Source organism: Pseudarthrobacter sp. CCNWLW207 (genome assembly GCF_037203945.1).
GTDB lineage: Bacteria > Actinomycetota > Actinomycetes > Actinomycetales > Micrococcaceae > Arthrobacter.
Genome location: NZ_JBBCBS010000011.1, coordinates 45827 through 62262 on the forward strand (window position 1 = coordinate 45827; position 16436 = coordinate 62262).

The 16436-nt window shown below is 64.9% G+C and carries 19 protein-coding genes; 9 read left to right on the plus strand and 10 right to left on the minus strand.

The window, feature by feature from the left end; all coding sequences use genetic code 11:
• Positions 1-11 precede the first annotated feature (11 nt).
• Together V9L17_RS17300 and V9L17_RS17305 are read right to left on the minus strand one after the other, a co-directional pair.
• Entirely contained in the window at positions 12-2186 is a 2175-nt protein-coding gene (locus V9L17_RS17300; RefSeq protein WP_337348814.1) for a transglycosylase domain-containing protein, read from the minus strand.
• Positions 2187-2316: 130 nt separating this feature from the next.
• Positions 2317-3636, minus strand: coding sequence for an ammonium transporter (locus V9L17_RS17305; protein WP_337348815.1), 1320 nt, complete (start codon positions 3634-3636; stop codon positions 2317-2319).
• Positions 3637-3989: 353 nt separating this feature from the next.
• On the opposite strand from V9L17_RS17305, the gene V9L17_RS17310 reads away from it, so the two are divergent.
• Positions 3990-4784, plus strand: coding sequence for an alpha/beta fold hydrolase (locus V9L17_RS17310; RefSeq protein ID WP_337352281.1), 795 nt, complete (start codon positions 3990-3992; stop codon positions 4782-4784).
• A gap of 22 nt (positions 4785-4806) precedes the next feature.
• Here V9L17_RS17310 and V9L17_RS17315 read toward each other — a convergent pair whose 3' ends face one another.
• The gene (locus V9L17_RS17315; RefSeq protein ID WP_337348817.1) at positions 4807-5601 is read right to left on the minus strand and encodes a carbon-nitrogen hydrolase family protein; all 795 of its coding nucleotides are present in this window, start codon (positions 5599-5601) and stop codon (positions 4807-4809) included.
• A 32-nt stretch (positions 5602-5633) separates the two neighbouring features.
• On the opposite strand from V9L17_RS17315, the gene V9L17_RS17320 reads away from it, so the two are divergent.
• On the plus strand, positions 5634-6290 hold the full coding sequence (locus V9L17_RS17320) for a GntR family transcriptional regulator (RefSeq protein WP_337348818.1): 657 nt from the start codon (positions 5634-5636) through the stop codon (positions 6288-6290).
• A 69-nt stretch (positions 6291-6359) separates the two neighbouring features.
• On the opposite strand, the gene V9L17_RS17325 is transcribed toward V9L17_RS17320, so the two are convergent.
• Entirely contained in the window at positions 6360-7751 is a 1392-nt protein-coding gene (locus V9L17_RS17325; protein WP_337348819.1) for an MFS transporter, read from the minus strand.
• Positions 7752-7901: 150 nt separating this feature from the next.
• Here V9L17_RS17325 and V9L17_RS17330 point away from each other — a divergent pair, with 150 nt between their 5' ends.
• Both V9L17_RS17330 and V9L17_RS17335 read left to right on the plus strand, forming a co-directional pair.
• Positions 7902-8588 carry a DUF2848 domain-containing protein gene (locus V9L17_RS17330; protein WP_337348820.1) on the plus strand — a complete coding sequence of 229 codons (687 nt, stop codon included), beginning with the start codon at positions 7902-7904 and terminating at the stop codon, positions 8586-8588.
• A gap of 33 nt (positions 8589-8621) precedes the next feature.
• The gene (locus V9L17_RS17335) at positions 8622-9020 is read left to right on the plus strand and encodes a DUF3592 domain-containing protein (protein WP_337348821.1); all 399 of its coding nucleotides are present in this window, start codon (positions 8622-8624) and stop codon (positions 9018-9020) included.
• 19 nt (positions 9021-9039) lie between these two features.
• Here V9L17_RS17335 and V9L17_RS17340 read toward each other — a convergent pair whose 3' ends face one another.
• The 3 genes from V9L17_RS17340 to V9L17_RS17350 form a co-directional block, all read right to left on the minus strand.
• Positions 9040-9378 (minus strand): DUF202 domain-containing protein, encoded by a 339-nt coding sequence (locus V9L17_RS17340; RefSeq protein ID WP_337352282.1) that lies wholly within the window; start codon positions 9376-9378, stop codon positions 9040-9042.
• Between the two features lie 3 nt (positions 9379-9381).
• Positions 9382-9786, minus strand: a complete 405-nt coding sequence (locus tag V9L17_RS17345) for a YidH family protein (RefSeq protein ID WP_337348823.1) — start codon at positions 9784-9786, stop codon at positions 9382-9384.
• Between the two features lie 82 nt (positions 9787-9868).
• The gene (locus V9L17_RS17350; RefSeq protein WP_337352283.1) at positions 9869-10228 is read right to left on the minus strand and encodes a YnfA family protein; all 360 of its coding nucleotides are present in this window, start codon (positions 10226-10228) and stop codon (positions 9869-9871) included.
• A gap of 54 nt (positions 10229-10282) precedes the next feature.
• Between V9L17_RS17350 and V9L17_RS17355 the strand changes: the two genes are divergently transcribed.
• The 4 genes from V9L17_RS17355 (at position 10283) to V9L17_RS17370 (ending at position 14123) form a co-directional block, all read left to right on the plus strand.
• Positions 10283-11317, plus strand: a complete 1035-nt coding sequence (locus tag V9L17_RS17355; protein ID WP_337352312.1) for an LLM class flavin-dependent oxidoreductase — start codon at positions 10283-10285, stop codon at positions 11315-11317.
• A gap of 100 nt (positions 11318-11417) precedes the next feature.
• Complete coding sequence (locus V9L17_RS17360) at positions 11418-11621, plus strand: hypothetical protein (RefSeq protein ID WP_337348825.1); 204 nt, start codon at positions 11418-11420, stop codon at positions 11619-11621.
• A gap of 221 nt (positions 11622-11842) precedes the next feature.
• Positions 11843-12940 carry a ferredoxin reductase gene (locus V9L17_RS17365; protein ID WP_337348826.1) on the plus strand — a complete coding sequence of 366 codons (1098 nt, stop codon included), beginning with the start codon at positions 11843-11845 and terminating at the stop codon, positions 12938-12940.
• A gap of 13 nt (positions 12941-12953) precedes the next feature.
• Entirely contained in the window at positions 12954-14123 is a 1170-nt protein-coding gene (locus V9L17_RS17370) for a fatty acid desaturase family protein (protein WP_337348827.1), read from the plus strand.
• Between the two features lie 80 nt (positions 14124-14203).
• On the opposite strand, the gene V9L17_RS17375 is transcribed toward V9L17_RS17370, so the two are convergent.
• Entirely contained in the window at positions 14204-15040 is an 837-nt protein-coding gene (locus V9L17_RS17375; protein ID WP_337352284.1) for an alpha/beta fold hydrolase, read from the minus strand.
• Positions 15041-15147: 107 nt separating this feature from the next.
• On the minus strand, positions 15148-15345 hold the full coding sequence (locus V9L17_RS17380) for a hypothetical protein (protein WP_337348829.1): 198 nt from the start codon (positions 15343-15345) through the stop codon (positions 15148-15150).
• 150 nt (positions 15346-15495) lie between these two features.
• Here V9L17_RS17380 and V9L17_RS17385 point away from each other — a divergent pair, with 150 nt between their 5' ends.
• Positions 15496-15711 (plus strand): hypothetical protein, encoded by a 216-nt coding sequence (locus V9L17_RS17385; RefSeq protein WP_337352285.1) that lies wholly within the window; start codon positions 15496-15498, stop codon positions 15709-15711.
• A gap of 88 nt (positions 15712-15799) precedes the next feature.
• On the opposite strand, the gene V9L17_RS17390 is transcribed toward V9L17_RS17385, so the two are convergent.
• Positions 15800-16435, minus strand: coding sequence for a methyltransferase (locus V9L17_RS17390; protein WP_443198047.1), 636 nt, complete (start codon positions 16433-16435; stop codon positions 15800-15802).
• Position 16436: the final 1 nt, after the last annotated feature.

Below are 16436 nucleotides of genomic sequence, written 5' to 3' on the forward strand. Positions count from 1 at the left end.
AGGCCGGACTCCTAGGGCTTTGCTGAGGGAGCGGGTGAAGGGGACGACATCGAAGCAGGCGGCGGCGGGAACGGATTTGCAGGGTAGAGCTTCACCACTTGCAGCATGTAGTTGACCCACTGCGGGCCGGCGATCATGTAGCCGTCCAAGCGGGGGTAGAACACGCCGTTGATGGTGACGTTCTGGCCGGGCCGCTTCTGGCCCTCCAAAGCATCACCGAAGAAGGACGCGGTGGCCAGGCCTGACGTGTAGCCAACAATCCAGGTGGCGCCGTTGTTGTTCGAGGTTCCGGTCTTTGCCGCGGTGGGCACCACAGTGTGGATCTTGGGATTGATCCACACGCCTGAGCCCACTTTCAGGACGTCCTGGAGAACTGCGTTGACACCACGTGCCACTTCGGGTTTGACCGCGTTGCGGCATTCGCTGGCCTGGGCGGGAAGCTTGCCGCCGTTCACGTCCGTCACGTCCACCACTGCGATGGGGACGCAGTAACGGCCGTCATTGGCGAAGGTCGCAAAGGCATTCGCCAGGTGGAGCGGGGCCACGCCGATGGCCCCCAGCAGGTTGCCCAGCTGGTGCATGTTGATCTGCGCGCCGTCCAGGCCGCTGTGCAGCCCCACAGCGTCCACCATTTTCTGGATGCCGCAGAAATCAAGCTGGGCGGCGGAGGCGAACGTGGCGGTGTTGATGGAGTTGTAGAGGCCGTAGTTCACGGGCATGCGGCGGTAGTAGCCCTCGTCCGCGTTCTGCAGGTCGTCGGCGGCGCCCAGCTCGGGATTGTTCTGGGCCGTGCTGTACGCGCCCAGGACCCTGCCGCAGCTGGACCGCCAGGGGAATCCCAACGGATATACCCGCCGGGAAGCGTCCACTTCGGCCGTCATGGACTTGCCTTCATTAAGCCATTCCGCGAAGGTAAACGGCTTCATGGTAGATCCCGGCTGGAATCCGCCAGCGCCATTGAGGTCATTGCCCTGTGGATCGCGGGCGTCCACGTTGAAATTCAGCTGCGTGTCGAACTTCCCTTCCTCCGGCAGGAACACAGTGTTCTGGGCCATCGCGAGGATGTTGCCGGTACCAGGCTGGATCGTCACCAGCGCCGCCCCCCACCTGTCGGGATTTGCACCCGCCGTGCTGTCCACCTGTGCCTGCGCCGCAGCCTGCAGCCTTGGATCCAGCGTGGTCTTGATGGTCAGGCCACCCCGGTAGAGCCTCCGTTCGCGTTCAATCAGGCTTGCCCCGTACGCCGGGTTGTTGAGGATGAGGTGGGAAATGTAGTCGCAGAAGTACGGCGCCATCGTGGCGTTGGCGCAGCCCTGCCTGCCGGGGTTCAGCTTCAGTTCGATGGGCGTTGCAACAGCGGCGTCATGCTCGGCCTGGGTGATTTTTTCCGTGGCAAGCATCTCGGAAAGCACCTGGTTGCGCCGCACGATCGATTTGTCCGGGTTGACCGCGGGGTTATAAAAGCTAGGGCTGTTCACCAGTCCGGCCAGGAGCGCGGCCTGCGGCAGTGTGAGGTCCTTCGCCGAGGTGCTGAAGAAGTACTGCGAAGCGGCCTCGATGCCATACGCATCCCGGTTGAAGAACACGATGTTGAGGTAACCCTCGAGGATCTGCTCCTTGCTGAACTTCTTCTCCAACGCGACGGCAAGCTTCATCTCCCGGAGCTTGTCAGCCATGCTCTTTTGGCCGCTGAGAATCACCTCGTCCGTCTTGTCCTGGGACAGGTAGGCCTCGTTGATCACATTGGTGACGTACTGCTGGGTGATAGTGGACGCACCCTGCCTGCCGCCACTGGTCATGTTGGAGATCGCAGCGCGCAGGATCCCTTGGGGGTCGATTCCGGCGTGCTCGTAGTAGCGGCTGTCCTCGATGGCTACGACGGCGTCACGGATGTAGGGCGACATCTGGTCCAGCGGGACTTTGATCCGGTTCTCGGCATAGAACGTTGCAATGAGCTGGCCATCGGAGGCCAGGACCTTGGTGGATTGCGACGGCGGCGCGACCACAAGTTCCTCAGGCAGGCGGTCGAAGAAACTGATGGAACTGCTGACCCCGAAGCCTGCGGCTGCCACCGCCGGAACCACCAGGCTCGCAACAAGAACGCCGCATAATGCGCTCGCGGTGAAGAACCCGATGACCCTTCCGAGGGTCGCGACCAGACCGTGTCCGCGTTTCTTCTTCGCCATTTTTTCAGCTCTCAGGCTAGCGACGTGACATCAGCATACGCCGCCCGTCTTCGCATCCTCCAGAGCCGTTATCACATAGAAACCGATCCTTTGTGGCGCAACAAAGGCGCAACAGAATGGGGTCGCAGTGTCAGGCGAAGCTGTCTTCCTTGGCGCGCTGGGAGGCGGACTCCTGGGCTGCCGGCTGCGCGGCAGCGAGGTGGCCGGACGGGTTGAAACGGCTGCCCAGTTCCCCGAAGGAGTAGGCGCTCTCGGCGTGCTCGGCGAGGTCCACGCCCACGGTCTCGGCCTCGTGGCTGACCCGGAAACCGATGGTCTTGTTGATCGCGCGCCCAATCACCAGCGTCATACCGCCGGAGAGGACCAGGGTGACCACCACTGCGGCGGTCTGGGCGATCAGCTGCTGCACGCCTCCGCCGTACAACAGTCCACCACCCACGCCGTCCACGGGAAGGGCGATGAATCCCAGGGCCAACGTCCCGATAAGGCCCGCGCCGAGGTGGACACCCACAACGTCGAGGGAATCGTCCAGGCCGAAGCGGTACTTCAGGTCCACAAACCAGCAGCAGGCTGCGCCGGCCACCAGGCCCAGGCCGATGGCGGCCACCGGGCTGATGTTGGCGCAGGACGGGGTGATTGCCACCAGGCCTGCCACCACGCCGGAGGCAGCGCCGAGGGACGTCGGGTGGCCGTGCCGTACCTTTTCGACGACCAGCCAGCTGAGCATGGCTGCGGCGGGGGTCACCAGGGTGTTGACCCAGATGAGGCCGGCCTGTTCCGCCGTCGTCGCCGCGCCGCCGTTGAAGCCGAACCAACCGAACCACAGGATGGCGGCACCAAGCATGATGAAGGGGACGTTGTGCGGTCGGTGGTTGGGATCCTTGGCGAAGCCGTGCCGCTGGCCCACGATCAGGGCAAGGACCAGGGCAGCAGTGCCGGAGCTGATTTCTACTACTGCGCCGCCGGCGAAGTCGATGACTTGGCCGAAGATCGACGTCAGGGCGCCGCCGGCACTGAGGAGTCCGCCGCCCCAGATCATGTAGGCGAGCGGGCAGTAGACGAGCGTGATCCACACAGGAACGAAGACTGCCCAGGCGCTGAACCGGGCACGGTCCGCGATGGCGCCGCTGATCAGGGCCACGGTGATGATGGCGAAAGTGGCGCTGTAGCCGGCCTTGATGAGCTCGGGCGAGCCCATGAGGTTCTGCAGGCCGAAGTTGGCAAACGGATTGCCGAAGAGGCCCAGGATGCCTTCGCCGGTGGTCATCGAGTAGCCCCAGAGCACCCAGACCACACCGACGATTCCCGCGGAGATGAAGCTCATCAGGATCATGTTGAGGGCCGCCTTGGCGCGGGTCATGCCCCCGTAGAAGAGGCCTAGCCCAGGGGTCATGAACAGTACCATTGCCGCTGAAATCATCAGCCAGACGTGTTGCGCAGTGATTTCCACCTGCGGGTCCCTTCGCGTTGAGCCTGCAATACGGGACTCTCCAGTTCGGCCCTCGCATTCCCCCTGGTCAATATTTGCCGCCGTGTGTTTCCGTTTCTGCTTCGCTAAGTTGCAGGCAGGTTACGCAAACGTCGCCTACGTGAAGATCGCATGACCGATATGTTTCCGAAATGTTAACGAAGCCTGTTGAGCTGTCCGGAGAACCCCGGATCAGCATGCTGGATGCCACCAGCGGCGCGAAATTTGGTGCACGGAGGGTGAGAAGCCGCCGACGGACGCTAAAGGCCAGAAGGTTTCGTGAAAATGAACGGCAGCTCACCGGGCCCGCGGTGGGATTCACGTACGGTGATGGGATGCCCACGTCAATCCAAGGATTTACTGTTACCGCCGGGCAGGGAGTGGAACTGCGTTGCTATGACACAGGCGGCAGCGGGCCCAACGTAGTGATCCTCCACGGCCTCGCCGGCAGCGCCCGCGAATTCTTGCCGACGGCGGCAGCGCTCCCCGAATGCCGCACAGTGCTGGTGGACCAGCGCGGCCACGGCGCCAGCACCCGCCACCCAAGGGATGTCTCGCGCGCTGCTTACGTGTCCGACGTCGTGCGTGTGCTTGAGGCGGTGGGCCCGCCGGCAGCCTTGGTGGGGCAGTCGATGGGTGGCCATACGGCCATGCTCGTGGCCGCAGCGAGGCCGGACTTGGTATCCAGGCTGGTGCTGCTGGAGGCGGACGCCGGCGGGGGAGGGGCGGAGGACCGCGCGGCGATGGGGGATTATTTCCGGTCCTGGCCCGTGCCGTTCCCCAGCCGGGCCGCGGCCCAGGCCTTCCTTGGCGATGCACCGCTCGCACTTGCCTGGGCGGCGGATCTGGAGGAGCGCGACGGCGGCTTTTGGCCGCGGTTCGACGCCGATGTCATGGTGGCGGCCATCAGTGCGGTGGCCGTCCCGCGCTGGGGGGAGTGGGAAAGCGTGGCTGTGCCCACCCTGGTGGCCTACGGGGAAGCCGGCATGTTTGACGAAGCGGGCAAGGCCGGGTTTGTCCGGCGAGGCAGGAATGCGACGCGCGTTGACCTCCCCGGGGCCTCCCATGACGCCCACCTGGACTGTTTCGGGCCGTGGATGGCCGCACTCAGGGGATTTGTGCTTCCGTGAACGCGGCCATCTCCCGCACGCCCTAGAAGGACCGGGCGTTCTCCAGGACGGGCAGTTTTCCGCGGACCTCGGCAACGACGGACGGGTCAATGTCGACGATCGCGAGTTCCGGTTCGCCGCCAAGCGCCACCAGGGCTGAACCCAAGGGAGAGATGACGGCACTGTGCCCGATGCCCGTGGGTGCATTGCCGGCGGTGGTGATGCCGACGCTGGCCGGATCACCCTGGCCGCAGGCCACCACAAAGGTGGTGCTGTCCAGGGCCCGGGCCCGGACCAGAAGGTCCCACTGCTCCGCCTTGCCCTCGCCGGCGCCCCACGAGGCGCAGACGATGTTGACCTGGGCGCCGGCCTTGGCGTTGGCGGTGAACAGGGCGGGGAAGCGGACGTCGTAGCAGGTGGCGAGGCCGAAGGTGGTGCCGTCCACCTCAAAGGTCACGGGACCGGTTCCGGCCTCCACGGTGTCTGACTCGGCGAAACCGAATGCGTCAAAGAGGTGGATCTTGTCGTAGGAGGTTTCCACATGAGGTCCAGTAACCAGCAGGGTGTTGCGGACGCGCCCGTCCCGCCCTGGAGTGAACATGCCCGCCACTACCGTGATGTCCAACTCCTTGGCGAGGCTGCGCACACTGCCGGCCCAGGCGCCGTCGACCGTTTCAGCGATATCCGTCAGCCGGTGGCCGAAGGCGCGCATGGCGGCTTCCGGGAACACCACGAGTTCCGCCCCGGCTGCTTTTGCGCGGGTGGCGTATTCTCGGATCAGTTCCAGGTTGGCGGCCAGATCGGCTCCGGTGATGATTTGGGCCACTGCTAAACGCATGAAATTACTCCATTCTGTTGTATACATAATGTATGCGAAAAATGTCGGGAACGGCGGCCTCTGGCCGGGAAAAAGCGTACGCGTACCTGCGCGAAAACATCCTGACCGATCCGGACATGCAGGGCCGGTTCCTGAACGAACAGGAGCTTGCCGCCGAAATCGGCGTTTCGCGGACCCCTGTGCGTGAGGCCCTCCTGCTGCTCGTCTCCGACGGCCTGGTGGAACTGATCCCGCAGCGCGGCGCCTACGTTCCGCCGGTGACCGGCCGTGAGATGTCCGAACTCATGGAACTGCGTGGTGTCCTGGAAAGCCATTCCGCCCGGCTGGTGATCGACCAGGGCGTGGTACCCGCCCGGACCATGCAGGACACCCTCGACCAGCAGGCAGCCCTTCCTGATGAACTGAATCCTGAGGCTGCGCGAGAGTTCATCCGGCTGGACACCCTCTTCCACCAGCAGTTGATCGATGCTGCCGGCAACGAACTGATCTCCCGGACTTACAGCAAGCTGCATGTCCGCCAGATCCTGGTGGGCGTGTCCGCGCTGTTCCGCACCGGTGGCCGGCGGGAGCAGGTATGCGCCGAACACCAGGACATCCTCGATGCCCTGGTGTCCGGCGATTCCGCGAAGGCCCAGCAAGCCATTGACCATCACCTGGCTGTCACGCGGGACATCCTGCTCCGCAACTGAAGGAGTTCTTGTCCACATGACTTCCACGGCGCGTTTTGGGCGACTTCCGTGGACAAAAACTCCGGGTTCTCACTCGGTTTCGCGGATTCCGGACGGCTGCGGTGCGGCCCCGGTGCCTTCCAGCAGGAGCCGGTAGTCCTCGTCCTCCACGGTGTTCGAATCCCGGCCCAGGGCCAGTCCCACCAAGGTGACGGCGCCTGCAACGGCAACGTAAATCGCCACGGGAATCCAGGTGCCGAACTGGGACAGCAGCACCGTGAACATCAGCGGGGCAATGGCGCCGCCGATCACGCCTGCAAAGGTGTAGGCCAGTGAGCTTCCGGTGGAGCGGAGCCGCGGCGAGAACTGCTCCACGATGAACGCGGCCTGCGGCCCGTACATAAAGGAGTGCGCCATAAGCCCCAGCACGATGCCAATGATCAGCACCGGCTCGTTGTCGCCGCCGAGGACCCCGAAGAAGACGAACGTCCAAAGGGCGCCCAGGACCGCGGCGGTGCCGTAAACCACGCGGCGGTTGAAGCGGTCGGACACGGCGCCGGCCAGGGGGATCATGAACAGCTGGAACGCCGAACCGATCAGGACTGCGGTGAGCACCTGGTTGCGCTCGTAGCCGAGGGTCTGGATGCCGTACGTCAGCGTGAACACCGTAAAGAGCGCGTAGAGGACGTCCGGGCCGACCCGGCACAGGATGGCGGCGATCAGCGGGCGGAGCTCTTTGCTGAAGACTTCGCGGACCGGGGCGTTGGGCTGTTCGCCGTGCGCCTCGATGGCCTTGAAGATGGGGGTGTCCTCCAGCTTGAGCCGGATCCAGAGGCCGAATCCCACCAGTACGGCGGAGACCAGGAACGCGATCCGCCAGCCGAAGCTGAGGAACTGCTCCTCGGTCAGGGCCAGGGTCAGGATCGCCAGGGCGCCGTTGGCCAGCAGGTTGCCGGCCGGTGGGCCGACCTGCGCGGCTGAGGCCCAGAAACCACGGCGGTGCGGGTCACCGTATTCGCTGGAGAGCAGCACTGCGCCGCCCCATTCGCCGCCCACGCCAACGCCCTGGGCGAACCGCAGCAGCACCAGGATGATGGGGGCGGTGATGCCGATGCTGCCGTATCCGGGCAGGACGCCAATGAGGACGGTGGCCACACCGATGATCATCAGGGTGGTCACGAGGACCTTTTTGCGGCCGATCCGGTCTCCGAGCCGGCCGAAGATGATGCCGCCCACAGGGCGGGAAACGTAGCCCACCGCATAAGTGGAGAAGGCCAGGATGGTGCCCGTCAGCGGATCCGAGGACGGGAAGAAAACGATGGGGAATACGACGGCGGCCGCGGCGGAGTAGACGGCGAAGTCGTACCACTCGAGTGCGGTGCCGGTGAGGCTGGCGGCGAAGGCCTTGTACAGGCCCTTGGGATGAATCGGCTTGTCCTGATGCGGCGCTGCGCCGGAAACCGGAACTGGGACTCTAGCCATGGTGTTTGTCCTCCACGAGTAATTTGAGGGTGACGCCTGTCACGCTGGCGTTAAATGTATACATTACGCATACTGGATGTACATAGGCGACTGTTTCCGGTTTCCGGTTTGTAAATTTTCCCCGCAACACACGCAAAGGATGGATCCACCATGACGGTTCTCAGCTTCGAACTTCCCGACGGCAGCACGCGGGATGTACAGGTCAATCACCTCCTCAACGCAGGCTACGCAGGGCGCGAGCAGGAAGAAGTGCAGGCCCATATTGCCGAACTGGCAGAACTTGGCGTGCCGGGACCTGCAACAACTCCGGCCCTCTACCCAGTGTCCCCCTACTTGGCCCAGCAGGTCACGGAAGTCCGGGTCCAGCATGCCCGGACGTCAGGGGAAGCCGAATGGGCGCTGGTCATCACCGACGACGGCGTGCTGCTGACGGTTGCCTGCGACCACACCGACCGCGAACTCGAGGTCCACGGCGTTGCCTGGAGCAAGAACGCCAGCCCGGATGTCCTGGGCCGTAAGGCATGGCGCCTGGAGGAAGTGCGCGGCCATCTGGACCAGATCACGCTGAAGGGCTGGGTGGGGGAGGGCGACACCCCGGACACCCTGATACAGGACAGTTCCCTGGGAGCCCTGCTGACCCCTGATTACTGGCTGGAAGTGCTCGCCGAACGCGGCCTGAACGAACCGGGAACGGTACTCATTTCGGGCACGGTCGCCATGACCAGCGGGGTGAACCAATTCGCCCGCAGCTGGAGGGTGGAAATGACGGACCCAGTCACAGGATCCACCGTGGACGCCCAGTACGTGGTGGAGCAGATGGCCGAACCAATCGGCTGATTCCGTTAACCCGTTCCCTGTAGCATCTTGACTATGCCAACTGCGCTCGAAATGGCAGGTCCCATCCTGGAAATGCTGACCTGGTTATGCCTGCCTGCCGGGCTGATGCTGCTGGTCTATGCCGGGTTCCTGCGGCGATTCGTGAACCCGTGGGTGGTCGCCGAGGGCGTGGTCTATTCAGATGCGAGCGGGACGGGCTTTCGGTGGTTTGACCACAAGTACCGGATCCATCATGCGCCCATGTCCCCGCACGACATCAAGGACATGGCAGTGGGCGACACCCTTCCCATCTACTACCACCCCAAACGTCCCACCCAGTGGCAGACCGCCGCACCGGAAGCGGCCGGGAAGACTGCCGTAGTGGTGGGGCGGATCCTTACCGGTGTCGGCACAGTGGCGTTTTTGGCGGGGTTCATCCTCCCCATGTTCTGAACCGGCGCCGGGGGGCGGACTAGGTGACGAGTACCACCAGGATGCCCAGGCCGCCCAGCGCAACTGCGGAGGCCGCGGTCCACAGCACAGCGGATGTGTCGGCGTCGACGGTTTCCTGCCTAATCCCGCGCGTGCTGGTGCGGTAGCGGCGGCGCTGCGTGAAGTAGATGGCACCGGCAGCGCCGGCCGAGACAGCAAAAAGCAGCAGGATGGGGAGCCCGTGGTGCGGGAGCCAGCGCAGGAAAATAGCGCTCACAGTCACCAGCGCCATCATGGTCCGGCCCCACGCCAGCGTGGTCCGCTCAGGCTGGAGGCCCGGATCCTCATGTCCGGGCGGTGCCGCCCTGGTGCGGGCCACGGGTCAGCGCCAGAGGATAAAGATGAGGACGACGGCGGCGGCCAGCGCCCCAGCGCCAGCCAGCAGCGGCACGATGAGCGGCAGCGGGAGCGGGGTCTTGTTGCGCATGCTCCGTTCCACCCTGATCCAGCGCACCGCGGCACCGGCGCTCAGCAGCATGCCGAGAAGGAGCAGCAGGATTGCAAGGCCCTTGCGGACCGGTTCGAGGAACAGGTCCGAGGTGAAGGCCTCGATGGCGATTCCCCCGGCCAGGAGCGCCAGGGAGGTCCTGATCCAGGCCAGGAACGTGCGCTCGTTGGCCAGCGTGAAGCGGGGATCCGGCTCCGTGCCGCCTGGCAGCAGCCGTTCGGCGATTTTCCCCCGCTGCGGAGGCGCGGGATCGCCGGGCGGTGGCTGTTTGGTGGACACGGGGACAGTTTAGCCTTTGGCCGGGGCTGATCCGCCCGATCCGGCTGCCTGGGGCATGTCCGTCACCTGAGGCCAGGGGTGCTCAGCCCGCGTTCCTCGGGGCAAACATGATCACTGCCACGCCGAGCAGGCAGATGACGGAGCCGGCAATGTCCCAGCGGTCAGGCCGGAAACCGTCAAAGATCATTCCCCAGGCAAGGGAGCCAGCGACAAAGACACCGCCGTAAGCGGCAAGGATGCGGCCGAAATGGGCATCGGGCTGCAGCGTGGCCACAAAACCGTAAAGGCCCAGGGCAATGACGCCCGCCCCGGCCCACCACCAGTCCTTGCCCTCCCGGACGGATTGCCACACCAGCCACGCGCCGCCGATCTCAGCGGCCGCCGCCAGGGCGAACAGCACTACTGTCTTCGCAATCGAGACGGTTTCAGCTGGAACATTCACAGCCCCATCATGCCAGCCGGGAATGCGGGCGCGTGCCGGGTGGTTGCCCCCTACATGCAGCGCATCGGATTCCTCTCCTTCGGCCATTGGGGCCCCGGCCAGGGTTCCCGCACCAGGAGCGCCGGGGATGCCCTGCTCCAGGGCATCGAGCTGGCGGTAGCGGCAGAGGAACTCGGAATCGACGGCGCCTTCTTCCGGGTACACCACTTCGCGCGTCAACAGGCGTCCCCCTTCCCGCTCCTGGCGGCCATCGCGGCCCGGACCAGTCGGTTAGAGCTGGGCACCGGCGTGATCGACATGCGCTACGAGAACCCGCTCTACATGGCCGAGGAAGCCGCCGCGACGGACCTGATCAGTGGCGGCCGGTTGCAGCTGGGCATCAGCCGCGGTTCACCCGAGCCGGCCCGCAACGGGGCCGCAGCGTTCGGTCACGTCCCGGAACCAAGGGAAACGGACGCGGACATGGCCCGCCGCCACACTGAACTCTTTCGCCAGGCCATCAGCGGCGCCGGGGTGGCGGAGGCGGATCCGCGTTACGCCGGCGGAACGCGGGGACTGCTGCCCGTCCAGCCACAATCGCCCGGCCTTGCGGAACGCATCTGGTGGGGAGCCGGTAGCCGGAAGACGGCGGTGTGGGCCGCAGGACTGGGGATGAACCTGATGAGCTCCACTTTGCTGACCGAAGACACCGGCGTCCCCTTCGACCAGCTGCAGGCGGAGCAGATCCAGCTCTTCCGCGACGCCTGGGCTGCCGCCGGGCACAGCCATCAGCCGCGGGTTTCGGTCAGCCGCAGTATCCTGCCGATCGTTGATGAAGAGGACAACAGGTATTTTGCGGGCAGCGCCCTTCGCGACAGCAGGGACCAAGTAGGTGTCATCGACGGCCTGACAGCGAGGTTTGGGAAGACCTACGCCGGTGCCCCTGATCTGCTTGCCCAACAGTTGGCCGCCGACGCCGCTGTCCAGGCCGCGGATACGCTTCTGGTGACGGTCCCCAACCAGCTCGGCGTCGACTTCAACGCCAAGATGCTGGGCAATATCGCCCGTCACATTGCCCCCGCGATCGGATGGAGCGCGGCCCGTTCCTGATCCGGCGCAGATTCGGCTGTGTGATCTGACCGGGAGGGAATATCCTGAGAGTGTGCGGGCCACTGCAGCCCGGACATCCTGACAGCCCAGAGAGGCTCCCATGTCTGACAAACTCCACCTGTCGCCGGACGACGACTTCCCCGAAGATCTCTCGGTGGTGCCGGACCAGGACCTGCAGGTCCTGGACAGCCAGGTCCAGCGCCAGCTGGACTACGAGTACGTGGTCGAGGGTGAGCCCAACCCGGAGACCGAATTCAGGCACTTCGACCTCGATGAGGAATTCCAGGAACGCGACGCCCGCTGAGAATGCGGGCCCTCTCCGTCGACCCCGGACCCTGGCGCGGCAGCCCTATTGGCTAATAATCAGTAACCTTACTAAAATCCCCATGGAACCATCCAACGACAGCAGCCGTTATTCTTGTAGCGGCTTGGGGGCTTAGCGTCCATCATCAGAAGCGTGACTGCGGGAAACGGTCATGTGACGGGAGAGAGAAAAATGGCTCGCGCCGCTTTAGGCTTGACCGCATGATCCGGCTACGTCAGCTGGCCCAGGCGGCCTCTGTTTTAACCACGCCCTTGGCGCCCGAAGATATTCTGGCGCTGTTCAACCCTGTCTTCTCCGCGAGGCAGCTCCGCGGTGTGGTTACACGCGTGGTGCAGGAGACGGCCCAGTCGGCAACGATCTTCTTCCGGCCAGGCCGCGGCTGGCATTCACACTTGGCAGGCCAGTGGGCCCGCATCGGTGTTGAGCTGGATGGCGTGCGCCACTGGCGCTCCTATTCCCTCAGTGCCCCCGCGGGCAAGGACCCTGCCATCACGGTCACCGACGTCGGAGCTGTTTCCGGGACACTGGTACGCACCACCCGGCCCGGCGACGTCCTGTTCCTGGCCCCGCCGCAGGGCGACTTCGTCCTGCCGGAGCACCCGCGCCCGCTGCTGATGGTCACCGCCGGGAGCGGCATCACCCCGGTGATGTCCATGATCCGTACGCTGGTGCCGCGTCGCCGGGATGCCGACGTCGTACTCATCCACTCGGCCCGCACCCCCTCGGACAGCCTCTTCCGCGAGGAACTCGACGAGCTGGCAGACCAGTTCCCCAACTTCCGGCTGGCGCACTGGTTCACCGGCCAGCAGGGCCGCCTGGACTTCACCACCACCGCCGAGCTGGACGACCTCTGCCCGGACTGGAAGGAACGCGCGGCCTACGCCTGCGGTCCGGACAGCTTCCTGGACGATGCCGAGGCGCTCTGGAAGCAGGCTGCACTCACCGCCGGGGCCCCGGGCACCGCCGTCGCGATTGCCGGCGATCCCGGCAACCTCATGATTGAACGGTTCAACACCACCTTTGCCGGCGGGCTGGGACACGACGGCGGCCTCGTCACCTTTGAAGCGTCGGACCGGGAAGTGGACGCCGACGGCGACACCCCCCTGCTCGATGTGGGCGAGGACGCCGGGGTGCTGATGCCCAGCGGCTGCCGCATGGGTATCTGCCACAGCTGCCTGACCCCGCTCCTTGCCGGTCAGGTCCGCGACCTCCGCACGAACGAAGTCCATGGTGAACCCGGCCAACTGATCCAAACGTGTGTCTCGGCAGCCGCCGGACCCGTCAACCTCGAACTCTGAGGAGCAATACCGCATGTCAGTAGTTTCAGAAACCAAAACCGCCCCCACTGGAGCGGCAAAGACGCGCCCCGGCGCACTGGCGGAATCCGGCAGCCCGTTGGTCCGTCCGCCCGCCGCAGCCCACCTGTCCGACGAACAGGTGGCGGAGCTGGGCCGTGAACTCGATGCGATCCGCGACGAGATCCTGGCCAAGCGCGGCGCCTCAGACGCTGCCTATATCCGGCGCATGATCAAGATCCAGCGCGGGCTGGAGATCTCGGGCCGCGCGGCACTGCTGGTCAGCAAGAATAAGGCGGCCTGGGTTACGGGCACTACGCTCCTGAGCCTCGCCAAGATCCTGGAAAACATGGAACTGGGCCACAACATCCTGCACGGCCAGTGGGACTGGATGCGGGACCCGGACATCCACTCCACCACCTGGGAATGGGACTTCGTCACGCCCTCGCGCTCCTGGCAGCACACCCACAACGACCTGCACCACCGCTGGACTAACGTGGTGGGCAAGGACAACGACGTCGGGTACAACCTCCTGCGCATGGACGAGAACCAGCCGTGGAAGCCCATCAACCTGGCCAACCCGCTGTTCAATGCCATCCTGGCGCCCATCTTCGAGTGGGGCATTGCCATCTATGACCTCGAGCTGACCGAGTATAAGGAAGGCAAGAAGTCCAAGGAGGCGTTGAACAAGGACCTCAAGGCCCTGGGCCGCAAGGTCATCACCCAGTTCACCAAGGACTATGCTGCTACCCCCGCCGTCGCCATGCTCACCGGCTCCGGCAAGCAAGCCCTCTACGGCACCCTGGCCGCCAACGCCGTACGCAACGTCTGGGCGCACGCTGTCATCTTCTGCGGTCACTTCCCCGAGGGCACCGACACCTTCACCGAGGAAATGGTGGAAGGCGAAACCCGCGGCGACTGGTACGTCCGCCAGATGATCGGCTCCGCCAACATCTCCGGTTCAAAGTTCATGCACCTCATGACCGGCAACCTGTCGCACCAGATCGAGCATCACCTCTTCCCGGACCTGCCGTCGAACCGGTACGCCGAGGTTGCTCCGCGGGTCCGCGAGATCTGCCAGCGCTACGGCCTGAAGTACACCACGGGGCCGCTGCTGAAGCAGGTGGGATCGTCCTGGGCCAAGGTCTTCAAGCTGGCCCTGCCGGGCAAGGCTGCCAGGGCCTGACCCAGGCGGTATCCGTACAGCACAGCTGAGGGGCCAGGCGTGATGCCTGGCCCCTCCGCTGTGCTGTTTACAACCGGCCTTTACTTCTTAAGGAAGGCGAGCAGGGCTTCGTTGACTTCCGCAGCGTGGGTCCATAGAAGGCCGTGCGGGGCGCCGTCGATCTCCACGTAGTCGGCGCTGGGCAGGGCCTTGGCAAACAGGCGCCCGGTGGAGTCAATCGGCAGGATGTTGTCCGCCGTGCCGTGGACAATCAGGGCGGGAACATCGATGCGCGGGATGTCGGCGCGGAAATCGGTGAGCCAGGTGGGCTGGGCAGCCACCGATGCGGTGGCTCCTGCTCCGGCGGCAAGGTTCCAGCTGGCGGTCAGGGCTTCCTGGCTGAGTCGAGGCGTGCCCAGGAACGTATCGGTGTTGTAGAAGTTCTTGAAGAATTCCGTGAAGAACGCGTAGCGGTCCGCCGTAACCGCCTCCGTGAGTCCGTCGAAGACCTCCTGCGGAACGCCGTCGGGGTTGTCGTCCGTCTTCAGGAGGAACGGTTCCAGGGAACCCAGGAACGCGGCCCTGGCCACCCGGGCCGAACCGTAGGTGCTGAGGTAGCGGGCAATTTCGCCGGTACCCATGGAAAAGCCCACCAGCACCGCGTTGTTGAGGTCCAGCGTGTTCAGGAGGGTATTGAGGTCGGCGGCGAACGTGACGTAGTCGTAGCCTCCGGTGGGCTTGCTGGACTTGCCGAAACCGCGGCGGTCGTAGGTGATGACGCGGTAGCCTGCCTCCAGGAGGGCGGCCGTCTGCTTTTCCCAGGAGGAACCGTCCAGCGGGTAGCCATGGATCAGGACAACAGGCTGGCCGCTCCCGTGGTCTTCGTAGTAGAGATCGATATTGGTGCTGTTCTCGGTTCCAACGGTGACGAATGCCATCTTGGCAGTCCTTTCGAGGCTTCGGAATCAGGTTCAGGGCGCAACCAAAAGGCCGCGCCAAGCATTCCCTACTCTAGGGAACGCCCGACGCGGCACCAAGGACCGGGTTACTGGGATGGCTGGGGCAGCTCGCACGCAACCTGCGGGTTGACCCCCATGTAGTTCAGGGGCCCCGCCACGATGGTCACGGCCACCGTCCCAACCTGGGCGCAGGACCCCGGAGCTCCGCCGAAGTAACCTCGCTGCCAGGCGGCGATTCCTCCGATGATCAGCCAGATAATGATCAGTGCTCCGAGAAACTTCATGGTGTCCTCCGTTGGCATCGCCGCCTGTGCATTCAATTATGCGCCGTTAACCGGAATCCAGACAGCGCCGGTCAAATCCATCATTTCCAGGCAGCCAAGCTAGCGCTTCGATTTGCCGAGTAGGTGCTGAGCCTGTGAAAGGCTGGGCCCATGGAGGACACGGGCGTGGCGGGCGGCGTGCCGCGGTTGCTGACGGTGGGCCACGGAACCGCAAGCCAGGATGAATTCGGGGAACTGTTGGCCGGTGCAGGAGTCCAGGCCCTTGTGGACGTCCAGCACCTGATGCCCGGCGGGAGACTGGCTCATCACCAGCGGACCTCTGGCGTGCGCGTCGCCGGGAACGGGCTCGTCTACGACCAGGTGTAGCTATGGCGCCGAGTTCGCGCCGGAAGGCTGTGGGAGCACCGTTCTACCAGTGTTCCCACAGCCTTCTGGCAAGTGAGGGCAGTGCGGGTCAGACGGAGGCGCCCTCGAAAGCGATGCGCTTGGCGGCTTCGCGTGCCTCGATTTTCCCTGCCTCCGCCAGGACCTGTTCCGCTTCCTCGCGACGTACCACAACTACGCCGTCAGCATCTGCCACGATGATGTCGCCTGGGGCAACCACGACGCCGTCGATCGCCACCGGGAGCTGCAGCCGGCCGGGGCCGAACTTGTAGGGTCCTGCCGGGGTGACCGAGCGGGCGAAGACCGGCAGGCCGCAGTCCGCGAGGGCATCGGCATCCCGGACGGCGCCGTCGATCACAAAGCCCGCCAGCCCCAGGTTCTTGGCGCGAAGCCCGATCATGTCCCCGATCAGGGCACGGGACTGGTCCCCGCCGCCGTTGACCACGATCACGTCGCCCGGCTGCGCTTCGTCGAGGGCCTTGTGGATGTAAAGGTTGTCTCCAGGGCGCGTCCACACCGTATATGCGGGCCCGGCGAGCTTGGCGCCAGGCCAACTGGGTGACAGGGCCGATGCCACGCCGATGCGTTCCTGGGCGTCGCCGATGTTGGCTGCCGGAATGGCTCCCAGGCGGCGCACGAGCTCAGCGGTGGAGAGAGTAGGGTCTTGTGCCTGCATAGTGTCGCCGGCCTTTCTGGGCGTGTCCATG

What these genes read in the sequence shown, in the direction of transcription:
- V9L17_RS17365 (WP_337348826.1), top strand. Translation starts at nt 11,843, where the DNA reads ATGATCCGGCTACGTCAGCTGGCCCAGGCGGCCTCTGTTTTAACCACG.
- V9L17_RS17360 (WP_337348825.1), top strand. Translation starts at nt 11,418, where the DNA reads ATGTCTGACAAACTCCACCTGTCGCCGGACGACGACTTCCCCGAAGAT.
- V9L17_RS17385 (WP_337352285.1), top strand. Translation starts at nt 15,496, where the DNA reads ATGGAGGACACGGGCGTGGCGGGCGGCGTGCCGCGGTTGCTGACGGTG.
- V9L17_RS17355 (WP_337352312.1), top strand. Translation starts at nt 10,283, where the DNA reads ATGCAGCGCATCGGATTCCTCTCCTTCGGCCATTGGGGCCCCGGCCAG.
- V9L17_RS17325 (WP_337348819.1), bottom strand. Translation starts at nt 7,751, where the DNA reads ATGGCTAGAGTCCCAGTTCCGGTTTCCGGCGCAGCGCCGCATCAGGAC.
- V9L17_RS17330 (WP_337348820.1), top strand. Translation starts at nt 7,902, where the DNA reads ATGACGGTTCTCAGCTTCGAACTTCCCGACGGCAGCACGCGGGATGTA.
- V9L17_RS17390 (WP_443198047.1), bottom strand. Translation starts at nt 16,435, where the DNA reads ATGGACACGCCCAGAAAGGCCGGCGACACTATGCAGGCACAAGACCCT.
- V9L17_RS17335 (WP_337348821.1), top strand. Translation starts at nt 8,622, where the DNA reads ATGCCAACTGCGCTCGAAATGGCAGGTCCCATCCTGGAAATGCTGACC.
- V9L17_RS17300 (WP_337348814.1), bottom strand. Translation starts at nt 2,186, where the DNA reads ATGGCGAAGAAGAAACGCGGACACGGTCTGGTCGCGACCCTCGGAAGG.
- V9L17_RS17370 (WP_337348827.1), top strand. Translation starts at nt 12,954, where the DNA reads ATGTCAGTAGTTTCAGAAACCAAAACCGCCCCCACTGGAGCGGCAAAG.
- V9L17_RS17320 (WP_337348818.1), top strand. Translation starts at nt 5,634, where the DNA reads ATGCGAAAAATGTCGGGAACGGCGGCCTCTGGCCGGGAAAAAGCGTAC.
- V9L17_RS17310 (WP_337352281.1), top strand. Translation starts at nt 3,990, where the DNA reads ATGCCCACGTCAATCCAAGGATTTACTGTTACCGCCGGGCAGGGAGTG.
- V9L17_RS17380 (WP_337348829.1), bottom strand. Translation starts at nt 15,345, where the DNA reads ATGAAGTTTCTCGGAGCACTGATCATTATCTGGCTGATCATCGGAGGA.
- V9L17_RS17315 (WP_337348817.1), bottom strand. Translation starts at nt 5,601, where the DNA reads ATGCGTTTAGCAGTGGCCCAAATCATCACCGGAGCCGATCTGGCCGCC.
- V9L17_RS17375 (WP_337352284.1), bottom strand. Translation starts at nt 15,040, where the DNA reads ATGGCATTCGTCACCGTTGGAACCGAGAACAGCACCAATATCGATCTC.